This window comes from Stenotrophomonas sp. GD03654 (assembly GCF_029845105.1).
Taxonomy (GTDB): Bacteria; Pseudomonadota; Gammaproteobacteria; order Xanthomonadales; family Xanthomonadaceae; genus Stenotrophomonas; species Stenotrophomonas africana.
Map to the genome: position 1 here is coordinate 1 of NZ_JAOCLC010000032.1, position 19,776 is coordinate 19,776.

Annotated in this window: 22 protein-coding genes; all 22 read left to right on the top strand. The window is 64.6% G+C overall.

The window, feature by feature from the left end:
• On the top strand, positions 1-552 hold a 552-nt coding region (locus tag N5J73_RS12935; RefSeq protein ID WP_279941034.1), incomplete at its 5' end, for a sigma-70 family RNA polymerase sigma factor.
• Positions 549-764 (top strand): hypothetical protein, encoded by a 216-nt coding sequence (locus N5J73_RS12940; protein ID WP_049443757.1) that lies wholly within the window; start codon positions 549-551, stop codon positions 762-764. The genes N5J73_RS12935 and N5J73_RS12940, both read left to right, overlap by 4 nt.
• 267 nt (positions 765-1,031) lie before the next feature.
• Positions 1,032-1,337: a hypothetical protein gene (locus N5J73_RS12945; RefSeq protein ID WP_099589314.1), complete on the top strand. Its 306-nt coding sequence runs from the start codon at positions 1,032-1,034 to the stop codon at positions 1,335-1,337.
• 52 nt (positions 1,338-1,389) lie between these two features.
• Complete coding sequence (locus tag N5J73_RS12950; RefSeq protein WP_164078605.1) at positions 1,390-2,601, top strand: hypothetical protein; 1,212 nt, start codon at positions 1,390-1,392, stop codon at positions 2,599-2,601.
• The gene (locus tag N5J73_RS12955) at positions 2,598-3,416 is read left to right on the top strand and encodes a hypothetical protein (protein WP_152906632.1); all 819 of its coding nucleotides are present in this window, start codon (positions 2,598-2,600) and stop codon (positions 3,414-3,416) included. The genes N5J73_RS12950 and N5J73_RS12955 overlap by 4 nt, the downstream gene beginning before the upstream one ends.
• A gap of 33 nt (positions 3,417-3,449) precedes the next feature.
• The gene (locus N5J73_RS12960) at positions 3,450-3,737 is read left to right on the top strand and encodes a hypothetical protein (RefSeq protein WP_279941036.1); all 288 of its coding nucleotides are present in this window, start codon (positions 3,450-3,452) and stop codon (positions 3,735-3,737) included.
• Positions 3,738-3,743: 6 nt separating this feature from the next.
• Positions 3,744-4,748 (top strand): FtsX-like permease family protein, encoded by a 1,005-nt coding sequence (locus tag N5J73_RS12965; protein WP_279941037.1) that lies wholly within the window; start codon positions 3,744-3,746, stop codon positions 4,746-4,748.
• A gap of 1 nt (position 4,749) precedes the next feature.
• Positions 4,750-5,949 (top strand): ABC transporter permease, encoded by a 1,200-nt coding sequence (locus N5J73_RS12970; RefSeq protein WP_164078606.1) that lies wholly within the window; start codon positions 4,750-4,752, stop codon positions 5,947-5,949.
• A 129-nt stretch (positions 5,950-6,078) separates the two neighbouring features.
• Positions 6,079-7,476, top strand: coding sequence for a cytochrome ubiquinol oxidase subunit I (locus N5J73_RS12975; protein WP_049443747.1), 1,398 nt, complete (start codon positions 6,079-6,081; stop codon positions 7,474-7,476).
• A gap of 1 nt (position 7,477) precedes the next feature.
• Positions 7,478-8,491 carry a cytochrome d ubiquinol oxidase subunit II gene (cydB, locus tag N5J73_RS12980; protein WP_049443745.1) on the top strand — a complete coding sequence of 338 codons (1,014 nt, stop codon included), beginning with the start codon at positions 7,478-7,480 and terminating at the stop codon, positions 8,489-8,491.
• A 214-nt stretch (positions 8,492-8,705) separates the two neighbouring features.
• Positions 8,706-9,446 (top strand): beta-ketoacyl synthase chain length factor, encoded by a 741-nt coding sequence (locus tag N5J73_RS12985; protein WP_049443744.1) that lies wholly within the window; start codon positions 8,706-8,708, stop codon positions 9,444-9,446.
• Complete coding sequence (locus N5J73_RS12990; protein ID WP_049443742.1) at positions 9,439-10,236, top strand: lysophospholipid acyltransferase family protein; 798 nt, start codon at positions 9,439-9,441, stop codon at positions 10,234-10,236. The genes N5J73_RS12985 and N5J73_RS12990 overlap by 8 nt, the downstream gene beginning before the upstream one ends.
• Entirely contained in the window at positions 10,223-10,480 is a 258-nt protein-coding gene (locus N5J73_RS12995; protein WP_046983475.1) for a phosphopantetheine-binding protein, read from the top strand. The genes N5J73_RS12990 and N5J73_RS12995 overlap by 14 nt, the downstream gene beginning before the upstream one ends.
• A gap of 18 nt (positions 10,481-10,498) precedes the next feature.
• The gene (locus N5J73_RS13000) at positions 10,499-10,756 is read left to right on the top strand and encodes an acyl carrier protein (RefSeq protein ID WP_279941039.1); all 258 of its coding nucleotides are present in this window, start codon (positions 10,499-10,501) and stop codon (positions 10,754-10,756) included.
• 22 nt (positions 10,757-10,778) lie between these two features.
• Positions 10,779-11,330, top strand: a complete 552-nt coding sequence (locus N5J73_RS13005) for a membrane protein (protein WP_049443737.1) — start codon at positions 10,779-10,781, stop codon at positions 11,328-11,330.
• Positions 11,323-13,008, top strand: coding sequence for an AMP-binding protein (locus N5J73_RS13010; protein ID WP_049443735.1), 1,686 nt, complete (start codon positions 11,323-11,325; stop codon positions 13,006-13,008). The genes N5J73_RS13005 and N5J73_RS13010 overlap by 8 nt, the downstream gene beginning before the upstream one ends.
• Entirely contained in the window at positions 12,998-13,768 is a 771-nt protein-coding gene (locus N5J73_RS13015; RefSeq protein WP_088480126.1) for a glycosyltransferase family 2 protein, read from the top strand. The genes N5J73_RS13010 and N5J73_RS13015 overlap by 11 nt, the downstream gene beginning before the upstream one ends.
• Before the next feature lies 1 nt (position 13,769).
• Complete coding sequence (locus tag N5J73_RS13020) at positions 13,770-14,711, top strand: acyltransferase (RefSeq protein WP_049443731.1); 942 nt, start codon at positions 13,770-13,772, stop codon at positions 14,709-14,711.
• Positions 14,701-16,251: an aromatic amino acid ammonia-lyase gene (locus N5J73_RS13025; protein ID WP_049443729.1), complete on the top strand. Its 1,551-nt coding sequence runs from the start codon at positions 14,701-14,703 to the stop codon at positions 16,249-16,251. Before N5J73_RS13020 ends, N5J73_RS13025 begins: the two co-directional genes overlap by 11 nt.
• The gene (locus N5J73_RS13030; protein ID WP_049443727.1) at positions 16,238-16,669 is read left to right on the top strand and encodes an acyl-CoA thioesterase; all 432 of its coding nucleotides are present in this window, start codon (positions 16,238-16,240) and stop codon (positions 16,667-16,669) included. Before N5J73_RS13025 ends, N5J73_RS13030 begins: the two co-directional genes overlap by 14 nt.
• A complete protein-coding gene (locus tag N5J73_RS13035) occupies positions 16,666-17,295 on the top strand; it encodes an outer membrane lipoprotein carrier protein LolA (protein WP_049443726.1) in 630 nt (209 codons plus the stop codon). Before N5J73_RS13030 ends, N5J73_RS13035 begins: the two co-directional genes overlap by 4 nt.
• The gene (locus N5J73_RS13040) at positions 17,288-19,642 is read left to right on the top strand and encodes an MMPL family transporter (protein ID WP_049443724.1); all 2,355 of its coding nucleotides are present in this window, start codon (positions 17,288-17,290) and stop codon (positions 19,640-19,642) included. Before N5J73_RS13035 ends, N5J73_RS13040 begins: the two co-directional genes overlap by 8 nt.
• The last annotated feature ends 134 nt before the right edge of the window (positions 19,643-19,776 follow it).

The window sequence follows — 19,776 nt, forward strand, 5'->3', positions numbered from 1 at the left end:
CTGGTGCGAGCCATCATCGACGGCTCGCAGGCGGCGTTTTCGCAGCTGGTCGAGACCCATCAACGCACCTGCGCGCACGTGATCGGGCGCATGGTGGGCGACCGCGATCAGGTGGCCGACCTGCTGCAGGAAACCTTCCTGGCGGTGTTCCGTCAGCTGCATCGGTTTCGTTTTGAATGCTCGCTGCGCACCTGGGTTTCCCGGGTCGCATACACCACGGCGCTGCAGCACCTGCGCCGGCGGCGGCTGGAAGCGCAATGGATGGTGGCCGTGGAGGTGCCGGAGGAACTGGGTGTCGGCGATGAAGGCCCGGGCCCGGTTGAGTTGAGCGAGGCGCTGCAGGCCGGGCGCCAGCTCGGCGCGGCGCTGGAACGGCTGAGTGCACCGCAGCGGCTGATCGTCGGCCTGCACTACCTGGAGGATTTCGATCTGGCCGAAATCGAGCAGGTGACCGGACTGGCACGCGGTACCATCAAGAGCCACCTGCACCGCGCGCGCCAGGTCCTGAAGCAGGAACTGACGCGGCATGCCGCCGCCGGAGAACTGCTGTGAACCGACCGACCGACCCTCGCGATGCGGAAAAGCGCGCGCTGGCGCAGGCGTTGCGTGAGCAGGTGCAGCAGGAAGAAACGCCGGATGTGAGCGAGGCGCTGCAGAAGCGGATCGCCGCTGAGTCACGCGACAGTGGCGTGGGCTATGTGGTGGTGCAGGTGGTGTTGCTGGGCGCGTTGGTGGCTGCGGCGGTCTGGTACTTCTGGAATTAATCGATTGTCAGTCGTATCCGGCGTGAATTTTCCTCCGTCATTCCCAATGTCGCTGATTCGGAGAATCCCCCGCATCCGACGGATTGCGCCATCTCCAGACGCTACGAAGAGATCCCCGCACTGAGGATAGTTGCAAAGGAATCTGCTGCTATTGATGTCGATGACTCTCCTGGAAAAGTCTAGATCGTCAGCAATCGCTGACGCTGGCCAGGAGCCGCGCAAGCTCACGGCCATATCCAGCAGTATCTACTTCAAAGGAGCTGAATAATGTCGAAGATCTGCAAGTCCGTGCTTCTTCCTCCGGCGCTCATTGCAATGCTTGGTCTATCCGGAGTCGCATCTGCATCGCAGGGAAGTGCGTCCAATGATCTCACGCAGATCCAGAACGCCTCCGTGCTGGACATCACTCTCGCCAGTGTGGAGGAGTTGCAAGAAGGAGCCGGCGACAACGAGATCGCGGGTGTTCAATGTACCAACTACTCAAGCGGTGGTACTCACTGCGGTCACTACTCGTCAGGTGAAGAGCTCCAGCTTGCGCACGTAGTTCCTGACGCCCAGAAGTTCAACGTCTAAGAACGCGGACGGTCGCCTATGGGGGTGGCCGTCCGTCACCAAGGAGAGGGTGATGAGAACTTCCATAGAGGATCTCAGGAGAGCAATTGAAGATCCATGCAGAACGGTTGATGTTTGCTCGGTGCTGCTGGATGCATGGTTCGAAGTAGCTCCGCGTCGTCTGGGTGAGGCTCTTTCAAGATTCAGAGATGAGCGGCTTGAGAATCAAGAGCGTGTTGAGAATTTTGAAAGAACATTCAAGCAGCTGGATGCTGCGGCGAGAAGAAGATTGCTTGGCTCCCCGTGGGTTTCCGGATTCATGGATGATCCAGATGGAGTCTCCCATGAAGATACAGACGGAATGCCTGTCACAACCATCGAGGCGCTTCATCTCGCCGCAATGGCGGAGTGTCCAGTTGCTCCCATCCATGACGAAATGGGCAAATTTCACCAAGGGAGAGGAGTCGAAAGCCCCCTTGGGGAGTGGGTGATCAGGCGGCATGAATCCGGATTTGAGAAGGTCGAGCGCGCAAAGGTGGGTGGTGTGATCACTCTGGACGTGGACAGCGGGCTGGCGCGTCGGAACGAGCCAGAGAGCGGAACGTTCTGCAATCCATACCTGAGCATCTCATCAGAAGAGCTCGCCGTAATCCAAGAAAAGCTGGAAGCTGCCATAAGGCTTGTGGATGAAGCCACTCCACATCTGGGTCTCCTGATTCGAACATTCACAAGGCGTGTGCTCGTGAGGAAGTCGATCGAGCTGGGTGATCAGGCTTCACCTCTGAATCTTGGATCCGAGTATCGACCGATTCATGCAGGTTGCATCCGAATCCTCAACGTTCACAGGCCGGAAATGACCGTAGATATCTGCGCAGAGGCAATTCTGCATGAGTCCGTCCACTCGTACCTCTCCGCCTATGAAGAGGTGCATGGGAAGTTCATGTCAGGTGCAATCAGAGTTCGCCCGGTTTCACCGTGGTCAGGCAACTTCATTCCCAACCATTCACTGGCTCATGCGGTTTTTGTCTACTACGCCATCCACCAGCTTCTCGGGAGGTTGGTTGGTATCGGTGCTGGGATTGGAGAGGAATCCGGGAGGAGAATGAAGCGACGACTGATGCACGTAGCCGGCGGATTCTTCATCGAACGGAAGATATCGACGCTATTCGTACTGGAGTCACCCGCCTCTTTGCAGCTGATGGCGGTCGTGGATGAAATTCAGGAGGAGATCAGGGCCGAGTACAGCCAAAGAATGCCAGCGGAAACGCTGGAGAACGCGGCATGAAGATTCCAACCATTGTTATCCACTCCGATCCGGAAGACGTCGTCGCAGCCGTGCTCGGGGATGTTCGGGGTGTGAGTGTGATCCATCTGGACGAGCTGACTCGAAATTGGCGCGTTCAGGAGGCTGGAATCATTGAACCCGTACTGGAAAAATCGATTCCGAGCATGTGTTCTTCCTACATCATCAACAGAGTATTCGATCTCTCCTGCACCGAGATTGGAAAGCGTCTTCGTACATTCCGTCTGCATGAGAACTGGGCATACACGGCTTTGGGTTCGGTTCTGTCGCGAGCACACGCACTGGCACACGGAATTGGTCCTCGCGGAGTGAGTAGATCGCTTCTCCCCTTGAATGTGCAGTGGAAGCTTATTTCCGAGCGTATCCCAGAAATCAGAACGCCACAGTTCGCTTTTGGGTTCGGTCATCGAATGCCTGATATGTCGCATCTGGACAAGTTCGTACAGAAGTCAGTCTGGTCCTACTTCCGGTGGAATGGTGATTCCGATGTCGTAGAAGGGGAGCAGCAGTGGCATCCATTCTTCGTCGAACAACCGCAAGGCACCCCAATCATATGTAGCTATCACGGAGAGGCGTTCACTCTGAGTTTCCCAAAGGGGCGACCCAAGGCGGATCTCGGGGTTTTTCCCGCTCTCGTATACGCATGCCGGGAACTGTTCGACAACAGGATGGCGGAGATTCTGGTGTACCAAGAGGACGAAAGCCTGACCTTCTGTGCCTGCAGCCCATACATGGCTGGAGTAGGTGAGCTGAGAGAAAGAGAGCAACTTCTTCTACGAGGAGTTCCGTCGAGTTGAAGTTGAGGGCGCTGCAAAGGCCAAGGAGGGTACGTGCACGGTTACTACATCAAGATGGCGTTGATTCGATTCAAGCAGCGAATCGGCACTCATCTGGCAATCGCTCTCATGCTGGGTGCAGGGGTAGGGATCACGACTGTGATGCTCTCCATTGTTTTCCAGGCATCGTCCGATCCCGCACCAGACCGGAGCTCGACATTGTTCCGCCCGTACCTTGACGCGCGTCCAGATGCACTCCGCAGTGGTTCTCCGGATTCTGGTCAGGCACTGACCTGGCCAGACGCGAAGGCGCTTCTGAACCAAGGCGGGACGTGGAAATAGGCAGCTATGGCAGGGGGGGCGGTGACGCTCTCCCGGCCGGGAGAGTCGAGCGCAAGACTGCGCGCCAGGTTCGCCACGTCCGAAGTCTTCAGTGTCCTTGGCATTGCCGTTGTTCAAGGGCGGGCATGGACTGCCGAGGAGGGACATGCTGCGAGTCGAATGGTGGTCCTGTCGCGTGCGCTCGCCAAGCGTGAGTGTGCACAGAACTGCGTTGGTCATCCGTTGGAACTGGGCAGACGCACCTACACCGTAGTGGGTGTCGCGGAGGATTGGCATCCGGTGCCGATGTTTCAGGGAGATCTCACACGCCGGCCGTTTGTGGAGCCTGACGAGATCTACCTGCCAGTTGAAACCGCAATCGCGGACAAGTTGACTGTTGTGGACGGGACGGCGATCTGGGGTGGTGACCAGGACACGGATCTTGCAGGGGGGAACGTTTCATGGCTTCAACTGTGGGCGTGGCTGCCTACCGCAGATGATGTCGCCGCCTACCGCGCGGGTCTGAACGCCTATGCGCAGGCAAAGGGCCTTCGGACCGAGCCAGGTACCCAACAGGTGGCACTCTGGCCGTTGATGGAGTGGCTGGACAGGCTGGGATTGGTTCCGGAGCGGGCCAGGATGCAGCTTCGGCTGTCACTGATCCTTCTCGGTGTGTGCGTCGTCAATGCGGCGGCACTGCTGAGCTTCAGTCTGGGGCGCCGTAGGCGGGAGCTCGCTATACGACGTGCACTGGGAGCGCGACGCCGGGACGTGTTCGTCCAGCTCATGTGGGAATCCATCGCGGCGGGAGTCGCAAGCAGTGCACTCGCTGTCGGCACCTATGCACTGGGAATCCGGGTGGTTGCTGCGGGAGACGTTCTGCCCAGCGCGATCACAGCGATGCATGCTGGGGCAATGCTGATGGCGGCTGCCCTGGGAGTCGTCACGACGTTGCTCTGCTCATTGGTCCCATCGTTTGAAATCTGCAGGGTCAGCTCACTGTCGAGTGCCTTCGCGAAGGGAGCTGCCTGAAATGTTCGAATCGATGAGGGAGACCCGACGACACCTGGGAAGCGCCGCACTGCTTGCAGTGCAGGCAGCGCTTGCAAGCCTGGCATGTGCGTTCGCACTGCAATCTACGCTGGACAGCTTCGCCAGATTGAACACCGGGAGCATCCGGGAGGCAGCATCGATTGGTGTGGTCGGAGTCTCGGATGTCGAAGAAGGCGCCGATGAAGCAGTGCTGCGGGCAGACCTGTCCGCGATCCGGCTACCCGGTGTTCAGGGCGCGGCTGTGAGCGACTCCGTTCCGTTCGGGGGAAGAGCTCATCGATACGGCGTGTGCACCAGCGAGTCGGCCATGGCGCACTCGATGAGCTCCGGCACGACAGACATTGCTGGATGTGATCGCATTCCCGTGGTAACTGCCAGCGCTGGCTTGCTGGCGATGCTGGGCGCGGGAATCGTCCTGGGGCGGGATGCCGCAGAGGACGACATGCTTGAAGGCGCTCCGGTGGTGCTGATAAGTGAAACGCTGGCTGCACATTTGTTCGGAACGGAGAGTGCTGTTGGCCGTCACCTGTACTTCGGCCCCGGCAGCAGCCGGGTCGTCGTGGGCGTATTTGCGTCTGTTGCTGGGCCGGCGCCAGGAGGCAATGAGCGAGACTCGCAGTGGGCGTTGCTTCCGGGCCTTCCCATGGGCGCGAGTCGCTATTATCTGGCGAAGTGGAGGTCTATGGTCGATCGTTCATCGCTTGATCGCATTGTCGATGCGCTGCAACGGCCTTATCGGATCGTGAATCCGACCGGTGTCGAGACGCTGGCGGGATATCGCGACGCCTACGTCAAAGCTGATCGCTTCGCTACGACCGTGCTCGCGGTCATGACGGCCGTTGTTCTCGGTGTCCTGATGGCCGGAATTTCCGGAGTTGTAGGTGCATGGCTTGATCGACGCCGGCACTCCATCGCAATCCGACGCACTTTGGGTGCGCGCGGATCTGTGATCTTTGCCGAAATCATGTTCGAGGTTTCACTGTTCACCACGTTGGGCGCCCTGCTCGGTGCGTTGTCGTTGCAGTGGGTAGGGTCGCTGCAGGACGGCATCACAGGTTCACCGTGGTTCTCGATATCGAGCGCTGTCGTGCTGGTGATGGCGGCCTGCTTGACTGCACTGGTACCCCGGGCGCTGCGAATCGCCAAGGAGCCGCCCTTGACCTTGCTGAAGCCTCTGTAGCCCATTCATCCTGTAATTCGGGTCCCCCTGCGACAAAGTGAAGCAGCGCGTCACCCGGTCGCATCCCACCTTAACGAAATCCTCCTAAAGTGGTCTGGTATCCCACCGGTCTCAGGCAGGAGGCGTCCCTTGGACGCGTTGTTGTTGTCCCGGATCCAGTTCGGATTCGTCATCAGTTTCCACGTGCTGTTCCCCGCCTTCACCATTGGTACGGCCAGCTGGCTGGCCTTCATCGAATGGCGTTGGCTGCGCACGAAGTTGCCCGTTTGGCGCGAGCTGTACTTCTTCTGGCAGAAGATCTTCGCGGTGTCGTTCGGCATGGGCGTGGTCAGCGGCATCGTCATGGCCTTCCAGTTCGGTACCAACTGGCCGCGGCTGAGCGAGGTGGCCGGTACCGTCATCGGACCGCTGCTGACCTACGAGGTGCTGACCGCGTTCTTCCTAGAAGCCAGCTTCCTCGGCGTGATGATGTTCGGCTGGGGCCGGGTCTCGCCGCGCCTGCATTTCCTGTCCACCTGCATGGTCGCGCTGGGCACGCTGTTCTCCACGTTCTGGATCCTGTCGTCCAACAGCTGGCTGCATACCCCGGCCGGCTACGAGATGGTCAACGGCATCGTGCATCCGGTGGACTGGTGGCAGGTGGTATTCAATCCGTCGTTCCCCTATCGCCTGGCACACATGGCGCTGGGCTCGTTCATCACCACCTGTTTCGTGATCGGTGGCGTGGGCGCGTGGTACCTGCGCAAGGGCACGCACGTGGAAGCGGGACGGCGCATGCTGATCGCGGCGGTGGCGTTCGCCGCACTGACCGTGCCGGTGCAGATCTTCGTCGGCGACATGCATGGCCTGAACACGCTCAAGCACCAGCCGATGAAGATCGCGGCGATGGAAGCGCACTGGCATGAAACCAGGGAAGGCGAGGGCGTGCCGCTGGTGGTGTTCGCGCTGCCGAACGAGAAGGAGGAGCGCAACGATTTCGAAGTGGCCATCCCGAAGCTGGGCAGCGTGATTCTCACCCACAGCCTGGACGGCACCTTCGATCCTCTCACCTCGGTGCCGGCCAGCGAGCGTCCGCCGGTGACGCCGGTGTTCTTCGCCTTCCGCATCATGGTCGGGCTGGGCACGCTGATGCTGGTGCTGGCCTGGGTGTCGGCCTTCCAGTTGTGGCGGAAGAAGCTGCTGGATTCGCCGTGGCTGCTGCGCGGCTGGAACTGGATGCTGCCCAGCGGTTTCATCGCGCTGCTGTCGGGTTGGTTCGTTACCGAGATGGGCCGCCAGCCGTGGGTGGTGTATGGCGTGCTGCGCACCGCCGATGCAGTGGGCCCGCAGAGCGCGTGGATGACCGCGCTGTCGCTGGGCGTCTACGTGGTGGGCTACGCCTTCGTGTTCGGCTGGGGCATCTGGTACCTGGTGAAGATCCTGCGCCACGGGCCGCAGCCCTATGCCGAAGGGCCGTCGCTGGACCACGGCAGCCACACCCCGGCGCGTCCGTTGTCGGCCGCCGACGAACCGCTGGAGGAGCGCTGACATGGACCTGATGACCTGGCTGCCGGTGGCATGGTTCGCGGTAATCGGCTTCGGCGTGCTGATGTACGTGGTGCTGGACGGCTTCGTGCTCGGCATCGGCATCCTTGCCCCGTTCGCCGAGGACGAGGAACAGCTGGACCTGATGATGAACACCGCCGCGCCGATCTGGGACGGCAACGAGACCTGGCTGGTGCTCGGTGGCGCCGGCCTGCTGGCGGCGTTCCCGAAGGCGTATGCGGTGCTGCTGTCGGCGCTGTACCTGCCGGTGCTGCTGCTGGTGGTGGCGCTGGTGTTCCGCGGCGTGGCGTTCGAGTTCCGCTTCAAGGCACATCGTTCGCGCCGGCTGTGGAGCGTGGCGTTCGGCCTCGGTTCGCTGCTGGCCACGTTCGCCCAGGGGGTGATCCTCGGCACCCTGGTGCAGGGCATCCCGCTGGTGGACGGTGCCTACCACGGCGGCCCGTTCGCCTGGTTCAGCCCGTTCGCCATGCTGACCGGTGCCGCGCTGGTGGCCGGCTATGCGCTGCTGGGCAGCACCTGGCTGATCCTGAAGACCGAAGGGCGCGTGCAGGCGCTCGCGCGGCAGATGACCCGCCCGCTGGTGGTGGCGGTGATCGCGGCGATGGGCCTGGTCAGCAGCTGGTTGCCGTTCCTCGATTCGCGCCTGATGGAACGCTGGTTCAGCGACGGCAACTTCTGGTGGCTCTCGCCGGTGCCGTTGCTGACCCTGGCGGTGGCTGCCGCGCTGTGGCGCAGCGCCACTCATCCGCGCCGCGACCTGCCGCCGTTCCTGCTCAGCCTGGCCCTGTTCGTGCTTGGCTTCCTTGGCCTGGTGCTGGGCATGTGGCCGTACCTGCTGCCGCCGTCGATGACGCTGTGGCAGGCCGCCGCGCCGGCGTCTTCGCTGGGATTCACCCTGGTCGGGCTGGTCATATTGCTGCCAGTCATCCTCGGCTATACAGCGTGGTCCTACCGGGTATTTCGCGGCAAAGTGCACGCTGACGCCGGCTACCACTGAGATTCGTGCGCGGGAACTGCGGCTGGCCGTTCCCGCGTTGTTGTTTGTGAAGACTGCATTCCCTGCGTTGGACGTGATAGCGTGCGCTCCTTTCCGGCAGCCAAGGGGGTAGCCGGCAACGTCCTGGACGGACGCACGGCTGCAGGAAGGGGGAGCCGCGCGTCGCCTTGAGTGGCCCGTGCCTATCGTTCCCCCAGTGAAACACCACCGCTAGATGATTGAATTCTCCGTCGTCGACTGGGCCGCCTGGGCGCCTGGCCTGACCGAGCGCAGCCAATGGCTGCGCTGGGCCGATGCGCCGTTCCTGCCCGTGGGCGAGGGCGCGCCAGCGCTCACCGAAATCCCGGCGATGCAGCGTCGGCGTATCGAACGGCTGGGCCGGATGGCGATCCAGGCCGCATGCTGGTGCGAGGACGCGCAGGGTGCCGACAGCCAGGTGCCCTTGGTTTTCGCCAGCCGACATGGCGATGTGCCCCGCTCGATGGATCTGCTGGCATCGCTGGCAGCCGAAGAACCCCTGTCGCCCACGACCTTCGGGCTGTCGGTGCACAACGCCATTGCCGCCCTGTACTCGATTGCCCGTGGTCATCGCGGCAACTACCTGGCGCTGGCCGCGGGCCGGGCCACGGCAGAAGCCGCCTGCCTGGAAGCGGTCGGTCTGCTGGCCGACGGCGCCCGTGAGGTGCGTGTGGTGGTGTACGAATCGCCCCTGCCGGGCATATACGCGCCGTTCGCCGACGAACCCGACGTGTTCTTCGCATGGTGCTGGCGTCTCACCCAGCCCCGCGAGGGCTGCCCGACCCTGTCACTGCGCTGGGAACCGGCCGGTGCTGCCGAGGGCGTGCCGGGCCATCTGCCGCACGCACTGGACCTGCACCGTTTCCTGTTGTCGAAGATGCCGGCGCTTGAGCATGTAACGCAGGGACAACGCTGGTCCTGGGGCCGCCGTGGCTGAGGGGCTGCGCCGTCTCGATCATGCCTGGCGTGTGTTCGGCACGGCGCTGTGCTTTCTTGCTTTTGGGCTGGGCGGGCTGGTGCTGGGAACGGTGGTAATGCCGCTGCTGCTGCTGATGCGCGACCCACTCGCGCGGCGCCGCCGTGCCCGCCGCCTGGTCCAGCTCGCCTTTGCCGGCCAGCTGCGGCTGATGCGCAGCCTGGGTGTGATGACCTGCGAGATCGAAGGGCGCGAACGCCTGCAGCGCGACGGCCTGCTGGTGCTGGCCAACCATCCAACACTCATCGATGTGGTCTGCCTTGTGTCATTGCTGCCCAACGCGGACTGCGTGGTCAAGCGCGCGGTAGCCAGCAGCCCGTTCATGCGCGGTGCGGTGCGGGCCGCCGGCTACATTGCCAACGACGATGGGCCGGGCCTGGTCGATGACTGCGTGAAGGCGGTCCGTGCGGGTGGCAGCCTGGTCATTTTTCCGGAGGGCACCCGCAGCGTGCCCGGGCAGCCACTGCGGCTGCAGCGCGGCGCCGCCAACATCGCCGTCCGCGGCCGTCTGGACATCACGCCGGTGCGGATCACCTGTACGCCGCCGACCCTGGCCAAAGGGCAGAAGTGGTATCGTATTCCCTCACGTTGCTTTCACGTTCGGCTGCAGATCGGCGAAGATATCCCGATCTCGACATTTCTGGTCGAAGACGACTCGCCAGGAGGGAATGCCCTGGCGGCACGTCGCGTCACCGAGCACCTTTCCCGTTACTTCGACCTGTCTGGAGACCCCACCCGTGCAAGCACTTGAGCACGAGATCAAGGTATTGATCATTTCCTCGCTTTCACTGGAGGACATCACGCCGGAGGATATCGATCCGGTTGCGCCGCTGTTCGTCGAGGGCCTTGGCCTGGATTCGATCGATGCGCTGGAACTGGGCCTGGCGCTGCAGAAGAAGTACGGTGTGAGCCTGTCATCCGACTCGGAAGAGACCCGCCGCCATTTTTCCAGCGTGCGCGCGCTTGGCGAGTTCGTCGCCGCCCATCGGTCGTAACCGGTGCCAGGAACTGCCATGACCAAGAATGAACTGTTCGATCGCATCGTTTCCATCCTCACCGACAGCTTCGAGATCGAACCGGCCCGGATCACGCCCCAGGCCCGGCTGTACGACGATCTGGACATCGACAGCATCGATGCGGTCGATCTGATCGTTCAGCTCAAGCCGCTGCTCGGACGCAACCTGCAGCCGGAAGCATTCAAGACCATGCGTACGGTGCAGGACATCGTCGATGTGACGCATGGCCTGCTGCCGGACCAGGCGGCCGCCTGACCGCAGCGCGGCCGTCGTTCCCATGGCACGCGCACGCACGGTGGCGGTGGCTGCGATCTCGTTGGCCTATCCGCTGCTGGTCTATCTGGCGATGGGCCGTTTCGAGCCGCGCTGGTCGTCGCTGCTGTTGTTCGCGCTGGCCCTGCTGCGGGCACTGGGCACGCGGCAACCGGTGTGGTGGGGCGCGGCAGCGGGTGCCGGCCTGCTCGCAGTGCTGGCGACGGTACTCAACCAGGCGCTGCCATTGAAGCTGTACCCGGCGCTGGTCAATGCCGTAATGCTGGTCCTGTTTGCCGGCAGCCTTCGATTCGGTCCTCCCGTGGTCGAGCGCCTGGCCCGCTTGCAGGAGCCGGACCTGCCTGCGTCGGCGGTGCCCTATACCCGTCGCGTCACCCAGGTGTGGTGCGGCTTCTTTGTCTTCAACGGCAGCCTGGCCCTGCTGACCGCGCTGTATGCGTCGGACCGGGTCTGGATGCTCTACAACGGTTTGCTGGCGTACGTGTTGATGGGAATCCTGTTTGCGGGTGAGTGGCTGGTGCGGCAACGGGTCAGGGCGGTGCACACGCATGGCTGAGTGGATTGCCCTGGATCGGCTGCTGCTGGATGCGCGGCCGCAACGCCCGGTCGGTGTCTGCGACGGTGTGCTGCTCGACCACGCCGGGTTCCACCGGCGCGTGCTGGCGTGGCGCTCGGCCTTTGCCGCTGCCGAGGGGCGCGACTGGGCCCTGTACTTCGACGATGCCGTGGCCTTCGCTGCAGCGCTGTACGGTGCCTGGCATGCCGGCAAGCGGGTATTCCTGGCGGCTGACAACCTGTCGGCCACGCTGCAGGCCCTGCAGTCACAGGTGAGTGGTTTTGCTGGCGATGTCCCCGCCGACTACCGCCCGCTGGCGGTGGTGGATGCAGAGGTGGACGGCGCGTTGCGGATGCTGGACGAGCGCGCCTGCGAGCTGTGCGTGTTCACCTCTGGCAGCACCGGCCAACCCAGCGCGATCAGCAAGCGCCTGGACCAGCTGGCGCGCGAAGTCGACGCGCTGCAGGCTGCGTTCGGTGCGCAGCTGGAAGGGGCGGAGGTGCATGGCACGGTTTCGCACCAGCACATCTACGGGCTGCTGTTCCGTGTGCTGTGGCCGCTGGCCGCCGGTCGCCTGATTCATCCGCGCCGGTTCTTCCATGAAGATCTGGTGGCGGCGCTGTCCGGTACCGAAACACTGCTGGTGGCCACCCCGGCCCACCTCAAGCGCCTGCCCGAACAGCTGGATTGGTTCAGCCTGCATGGCCGCCTGCGCGCAGTGTTCTCCTCCGGTGGCCCGCTGCCTGAAGAAGCGGCGCGGCAGGTGCGGCAGTGGTTGGGCGTGGCTCCCACCGAGGTGTATGGCAGCAGCGAGACCGGCGGCATCGCCTGGCGTCGCTGGGAAACCGACCTGCCGCCGTGGCGGCCACTGCCGGGCGTGCAGTGGCGGATCGAGGAGGGATGCCTGGCCGTGGCGTCGCCACACCTGGAGAACGCCGGCTGGTGGCGCACCCAGGACCGCGTCGAAGCGCTGGCCGATGGGTGTTTCCGCCTGCTGGGCCGAACCGATCGCATCGTCAAGATCGAAGAGCGGCGCGTCTCGCTGGATGCGCTGGAACGAGCGCTGCGCGAAGACACCGAAGTGGAGGATGCACGCGTGCTGGTGCTGCCGGGCCAGCGCGAGCAGCTTGCAGCGGTGGTGGTGCCGGCAGATGCCGCGTTGCTGGACGGTGGTGACGCGGCGCGTCGTGCACTCGGCCAGCGCCTGGGTGCGCGGCTGGCCCACAGCCACGACGCAGTGACCCGTCCACGTCGCTGGCGACTGGTCCAGTCGCTGCCATTCAATGCGCAGGGCAAGGTCACCCAGGCGGCGCTGGCGGCACTGTTCCAGCCGCTGATGCCGGTACCGCTGTGGGATCACCGCGATACGTCCAGCGCGACATTGCGCATGACCCTCGACCCGGCGCTACGGCCGTTCCAGGGCCACTTCCCGCAGGCACCCATCCTGCCCGGTGTGGCCCAGCTGGACTGGGCGGTGCGTTTCGGCCGACAGGCGTTCGCGATGCCGGCGGGTTTCCTGCGCATGGACGCGGTGAAGTTCCAGCACGTCGCGCGGCCGGGTGACGTGCTGACCCTGCATCTGGACTGGGATGCGGCGCGTGGCGTGCTGGGTTTCCGCTATACCTCCAGCCACGGAATGCACTCCAGCGGAAAAGTGGTGTTCGCCGATGCGGATTGATTCCTCCAGTGCCAGTGCCGCGTTCGCGCCATTGGTGGTGATTCCTGTCTACGACCACGAACATGCGATCGCGGCGGTGGTCGACGGCGTGCTGGCTTCCGGCCTTCCATGCCTGCTGGTGGACGACGGCTCACATGACGCGTGTGCAGCAGTGCTGCGTTCGCTGGCGCAGCGCCAGGGGGTCGACCTGCTGCGCCTGGACATCAACCAGGGCAAGGGCGGGGCGATGCTGGCCGGTTTCGCCGAGGCCCACGCGCGTGGCTACAGCCACGTGCTGCAGATCGATGCCGACGGCCAGCACGATACCGGCGACCTGCCACGTTTCATCGAGGTATCGCGTGCCCATCCGGATGCGGTGATCTGTGGTATCCCGGCCTACGATGCCAGCGTACCGAAGGCACGGCTGTATGGCCGCTACGCCACCCACATCTGGGTCTGGATCAATACGCTGTCGCTGCACCTGCGCGACACCATGTGTGGCTTCCGCGTTTACCCACTGCCACCGGTTCTGCGCGTGGCCGGCGAAGAGACCATCGGCCGGCGCATGGATTTCGATACCGAGGTGATCGTGCGCCTGTACTGGCGGCAGGTGCCGGTCGAGCACCTGGCCACGCGCGTGACCTATCCTTCCGATGGCGTGTCGCACTTTGATATGTGGCGCGACAACGTACGCATCACCCGCATGCACACCCGCCTGTTCTTCGGCATGCTCTGGCGCGCACCGCGCCTGCTGCGCCGCCGCCTGCGGGGGCAGCGCTGAAATGGCGACCCCTCAGGGTGCCCCGCACTGGGCCGATATCGGTGAATCCACCTCGGTGGCCGGCGTGCTGGTCCTGTACTGGGTGCACCGCTGGTTCGGGCGCTGGCCGTTCCGCATGTGCGTGTGGCCGGTGGTGGCCTGCCACTGGCTGGGCAATCGCGTTGGCCGCGAGGCCTCGATGCAGTATCTGCAGCGGCTGCAGGCCTACAGCGGCGTGCTGGGTCGCGCGCCGACCCGGCGCGACAGCCTGCGCCACTTCTTTGCATTTGCCGACACGATGCTGGACAAGATCCTCGGCATCGGTGGGCGCTATCCGCCCGAACGCATCCACCTGCATCGCACCCCGGTGCTGGAGAGGATCGCGCAGCGCGAAGGCGGGCTGATCCTTACCGCGCACATCGGCTGCCTGGAACTGTGCCAGGTGCTGGCCGAGCGGGTCCCCGGCCTGTGCATTACCGTGCTGGTGCATACCGCGCATGCGCAACGCTTCAATCGCCTGCTGCGTCGGCTGGATCCGCTTGCAGCAGTGGAACTTGTGCAGGTCACCGAAATGGGGCCTGCCACGGCGATGATGCTGGCCGACAAGGTGGCCGCTGGCGGTTTCGTGGCCATTGTCGGCGATCGAACGCCGGTCGGTGGTGGGCGCTGCCTCAGCGCCGATTTCCTCGGGCAACGTGCGCCGTTCCCCATCGGTGGGTATGTACTTGCCGCCGCACTGGGCTGCCCGGTCTACACCATGGCCTGCCTGCATGAGGGCGAGGGCTATCGGGTCGTGTTCGAGCCGTTCGCCGATCGCATCGTGCTGCCACGGGGGTCGCGTGATGCGGCATTGTCCGCGCAGGTGCAGCGCTATGCGGGCTGGCTGGAACAGCAGGTCATCCAGTCGCCGCTGGACTGGTTCAATTTCTTCCCCTTCTGGGATCAGGCTCCGCATGACGACTGACGCCTTAACCGTGTGCCGCTTTGGCGATGCACCCTTGACCATCGAAGACGTGGTTGCCCTGGCCCGGCGCCGTTGCGAAGCCGCGCTGAGCGAGGCGCCGGCGTTCCGCGCGCACATCCAGCGCGGTGCCGACTTCCTCGACGGCCTGCTGCGCGATGATGGCGTCATCTACGGTGTGACCACCGGCTACGGCGACTCGTGCACGGTGAACATTCCGCCGCCGCTGGTAGCGGAACTGCCGCACCATCTGTACACCTACCATGGTTGCGGCCTCGGCCGTTACCTGGACCCGGTCGAGACCCGCGCGGTGCTGGCCGCGCGCCTGGCCTCGCTGGTGCGTGGCATGTCCGGTGTCAGCGTACCGTTGCTGGAAGGCCTGGCTACGCTGCTGCAGCACGATGTACTGCCGCTGATTCCGGCCGAAGGTTCGGTTGGTGCCAGTGGTGACCTGACCCCGCTGTCCTACGTGGCGGCGGTGCTGTGTGGCGAGCGCGAGGTGCTGCACGACGGCCGCGTGCAGCCAGCGGGCGAAGTGCTGGCGAAGATCGGCATGGCGCCACTGAAGCTGCGGCCGAAGGAAGGCCTGGCAATCATGAACGGCACCGCGGTGATGACCGGCCTGGCCTGCCTCGCCTGGCAGCGCGCCGACTACCTGGCACGCATGGCCACGCGCCTGACCGCTTTCAATGTGCTGGCCAGCGACGGCAACGCGCACCACTTCGACGAAGACCTGTTCGCGGCCAAACCGCACCCGGGCCAGATGCGCATTGCCGCGCGCCTGCGCAGCGACCTGCACAGCGAGCACCCGCCGCGCAATGAACAGCGCCTGCAGGACCGTTATTCGCTGCGCTGCGCACCGCATGTGATCGGCGTGCTGGAAGACAGCCTGCCGTTCCTGCGCCAGCTGATCGAAACCGAACTGAACAGCGCCAACGACAACCCGCTGATCGATGTGGATGGCGAGCGCATCCTGCACGGCGGCCACTTCTACGGAGGCCACATCGCGCTGGCGATGGATACCCTGAAGAACACGGTCGCCAACATTGCCGACCTGCTCGACCGCCAGCTGGCGCTGGTGGTCGATGCGCGCTACAGCCATGGACTGCCGGCCAACCTGTCGGCCGCCACCGGCCCGCGTGCGGCCATCAACCATGGCCTGAAGGCACTGCAGATCAGCGTTTCGGCGTGGACTGCCGAAGCACTGAAGCAGACCATGCCGGCCAGCGTGTTCTCGCGGTCCACTGAATGCCATAACCAGGACAAGGTCAGCATGGGCACCATCGCCGCGCGCGACTGCCTGCGCGTGATCGAACTGACCGAACAGGTGGTGGCCGCGATGCTGGTGGCTGCCCGCCAGGGCCTGGCGCTGCGCGAACGGGTTGGCCTGAACGCGCAGCTGCATGGCAGTCTGGCCGATATGTACGCCGACCTGGGGCAGCGCATTGCCCTGGTCGAAGAAGACCGCGCGCTGGATCGCGAACTGCGGGACCTGCTGGTGGAGATCCGCGCGCAACGTTGGGAGCTGTATGCCGGTGAATGAAGCAATCGAACGGGTGGCCGAAGTTGCGCTGGCCCCAGCCTTCCATGACTGCGACCCGATGAACGTGGTCTGGCATGGCCATTACTTCAAGTACTTCGAGATCGCGCGTTGTGCACTGCTGGGTCGTTACAACTACGACTACCCGCAGATGCTCGAATCGGGTTACCTCTGGCCGGTGGTCGATGCACGGGTGAAGTATGTGCGCCCGCTGCTGTTCAACCAGCCGCTGCGCGTGGTCGCGCGCCTCGTGGAATGGGAGAACCGGCTGAAGATCGACTATGAAATCCTCGATGCGCAGAGCGGCCAGGTGCTGACGCGCGCAATGACCATCCAGGTGGCGGTGGACGCGGCCAGCAGGGAAATGCTGTACCAGTGCCCGCCGGTACTGTGGGAACGCTTGGGAGTGCCTGCGCCATGAACCGAGCCAACCGTTTCGCGCGTGCGCTGCTGTGCACGGTGTTGCTGCTGGCTGCACCGCTGGTGCAGGCCGCCGATCCGGCCATCGACGCGATCACCCAGGCGGTGGCGCGGCCGGACGTATTGCGTGGCCAGTTCACGCAGGAAAAGCAGGTCAGCGGCTTCAGGAACCCATTGCGCTCGCAGGGCCGGTTCGTGGTCGCGCGCCAGCATGGCGTGATCTGGACCACGCTGAAGCCGTTTCCCTCCGAGGTGGTGGTCACTGCCGACCGCATCCTGAGCCGCCAGCGTGACGGCAGCACCCGCGTCGAGCTCGATGCGCGGCAGCAGCCGGCGATGCGCTCGGTGAACGCGATCATGTTCGCGCTGATGAGTGGCGACGTGCAGGCGCTGTCCGGCCCGTTCAACGTGACGGTCAGCCGCGAAGGACAGGGCTGGCGCCTGCAGCTGACGCCGAAGTCGGCGATGCTGGCCAAGGCGTTCCAGTCGCTGACTCTGCAGGGCGACCGTTACGTGCGCCAGGTCGAGATTGTCGAGGCCAGCAAGGACCGCACGCTGATCCAGTTCAACGCGCTCAGCGAGGCTCCGGCCGCGCTCAGCGCAGACGAGGCGCGCCGCTTTGAGTGAGGACGTGGCGTTGAATGCACCGGACCGGTTGCGGCGCTGGTGGCATTGGCTGGGCATCGCCTGGCTGCTGCTGCTGCTGGCGCTGGGCGTGCAGCAGTGGCACCTGTGGAGCCAGCAATCGCGGATCGACACCGACATCCTCGCGCTGCTGCCGCAGGACGCGCATGACCGTCTGTTGAGCGACGTCACCCGGCGCATCGCCGATGGCAGTTCGCGGCAGGTGGTGGTGCTGCTCGGCAGCAAGGACGGCGCTGCCGCCAAGCGTGCGCAGGCCGCGTTTGCTGCGGCCATGGCCAAGGACGCCGATCACGCGTTGCTGGTACCCAGCGGCTCGATCGAAGGCTGGTTCGATGAGGCGCGCGCGTTCTATGCGCCGTACCGCGACCGCCTGCTGACCCCGGCCCAGCGCGAGCAGCTGCAGGGCGGCGAACCGGGCGCGTTGGCCGAGCAGGCGCTGGCCGCGCTGTACGGCCCGATGGGGCCCCCACGTCTGACCGAGTGGCGGCAGGATCCGCTGTCGCTATGGCCGCAATGGTGGCAGCAGCAGGCACAGGGCGCGGGCCTGCGGCTGGGCGATGATGGCCTGCTCGATGCCGAAGGCAGGCACTGGGCTGCACTGCAGTTCGATACGCCGGGCTCGGCGTTCAAGCTCGATGGCGAGCGCCATCTGGATGGATTGCTGGAACGCGCCGGGCAGGCGGCGAAGGCTGCCGCTCCGGACCTGGAGATCCTGCATGCGGGCGTGCCGCTGCATGCCGAGGCGGCGGCAGTGCAGGCCAACCGGGAGATCAATACCATCGGCTGGGGCTCGCTGGCGGCGGTGCTGCTGCTGGTGTGGCTCGCGTTCCGCTCGCTGCGTCCGATCCTGCTGGTGGCCACGTCGCTGCTGATCGGCTGTGGCGTGGCGCTGGCGGTGACCGTGCTGGTGTTCGGCAACGTGCACGTGTTGACCCTGGTGTTCGGTGCATCGCTGGTGGGCGTGGCCGAGGACTATGGCATTCACTGGTTCGCCTCGCGCCAGGCCGAGCCGGCTGATCGCCGCTGGAAGCTGCTGAGGCACTTACTGCCTGGCCTGTGGCTGGCGCTGCTGACCAGCGCACTGGCCTACCTGGCGCTTGGCCTGACGCCTTTCCCGGGCCTGCGCCAGATGGCGCTGTTCTCGGTGGTCGGCCTGGCGGCCGCGTTCCTGACGGTGATCTTCTGGTTCCCGTGGCTGGATGGTGGTGAAATCCGCCAGACCCGTTTCTCGCAGTGGCTGGGCAGCACGCTGGAGCGCTTCCCGCGTCTGCATGGTCGCCGTGCGGTGACGCTGTTCGTGGTGATCACGCTGGCGCTGTCTGCGATCGGCATCGCGCGCCTGCAGAGCAACGACGACCTGCGCAGCCTGCAGTCCTCGCCGCCGGCATTGATGGCACAGCAGATCCGCCTCAGCCAGCTGCTGGGCATGCCCAGCCCGGCGCAGTTCTACCTGGTGCAGGGTGTGGATGCCGCGCAGCTGCTGCAGCGTGAGGAAGCATTGACCGGGCGCCTGCGTGTATTGGCCAACGACAAACGCATTGGTGGCTACCGCGCGATCAGCGACTGGCTGCCGTCGCCGTCGCGACAGCAGGCAGATGCCGCGCTGACCGCGAAGGTGGAACCGGGTGTGCTGTCCGCCGTGTCCGAGGCCGTGGGCGAGCCGCTGCAGCGACCGCAGTTCGCGAATGCGCCGCTCACCGCCGAAGCCTTCCTGGCCTCGCCGGCCTCGCAGCCGTTCCGCCACCTGTGGGTGGGCGACGTGGGCGGGCAGATGATCAGCGTGGTGATGGTCGATGACCTCTCGCGTGCCGATGCGCTGGCCACCCTTCAGGGCGCGGCCGAAGGCCTGCCGGGCGTGCGCTGGGTGGACCGCACTGCCGATTTCTCGCAGCTGCTGGGTCACTATCGCAAGCTGATGGGAGGGCTGCTGCTGGTCGGTATCGCGCTGGTGTTCGGCGCGCTGTGGCTGCGCTACCGCCGCCAGGCCTGGCGAGTATTCGCGCCGACGCTCATTGCCGGTGCGCTGACCCTGGGTTTGCTGGGCCTGTTCGGCCAGCCGCTGCAGCTGTTCAACGTGCTGGCGCTGATGCTGCTGCTCGGCATGGGCATCGACTACGGCATCTTCCTGATCGAGCATCGCGGTGATGCCAGCGCATGGCTGGCGGTGTGCGTGGGCGCGGCCAGCACCTGGCTGTCGTTCGGCCTGCTGGGGTTGTCGCAGACCCCGGCGCTGCGCGCCTTCGGCCTCACGCTGCTGTTCGGCATCGGCCTGGTCTGGCTCATCTCGCCGTTGTTCCGACCGTCACCCCATGCATTGCCGCCGTCCTGAATCGGAGCGCTGGCGCCCTGGCCCGACGCTGGCGCGGCGACCACTTCGGGAACATCATCTATCCCCCCTCGACCCGTATCCGGAAGGGCGTTACATGAACAATCCCATCAACAGCGGCTGCCGTACACGTGTGC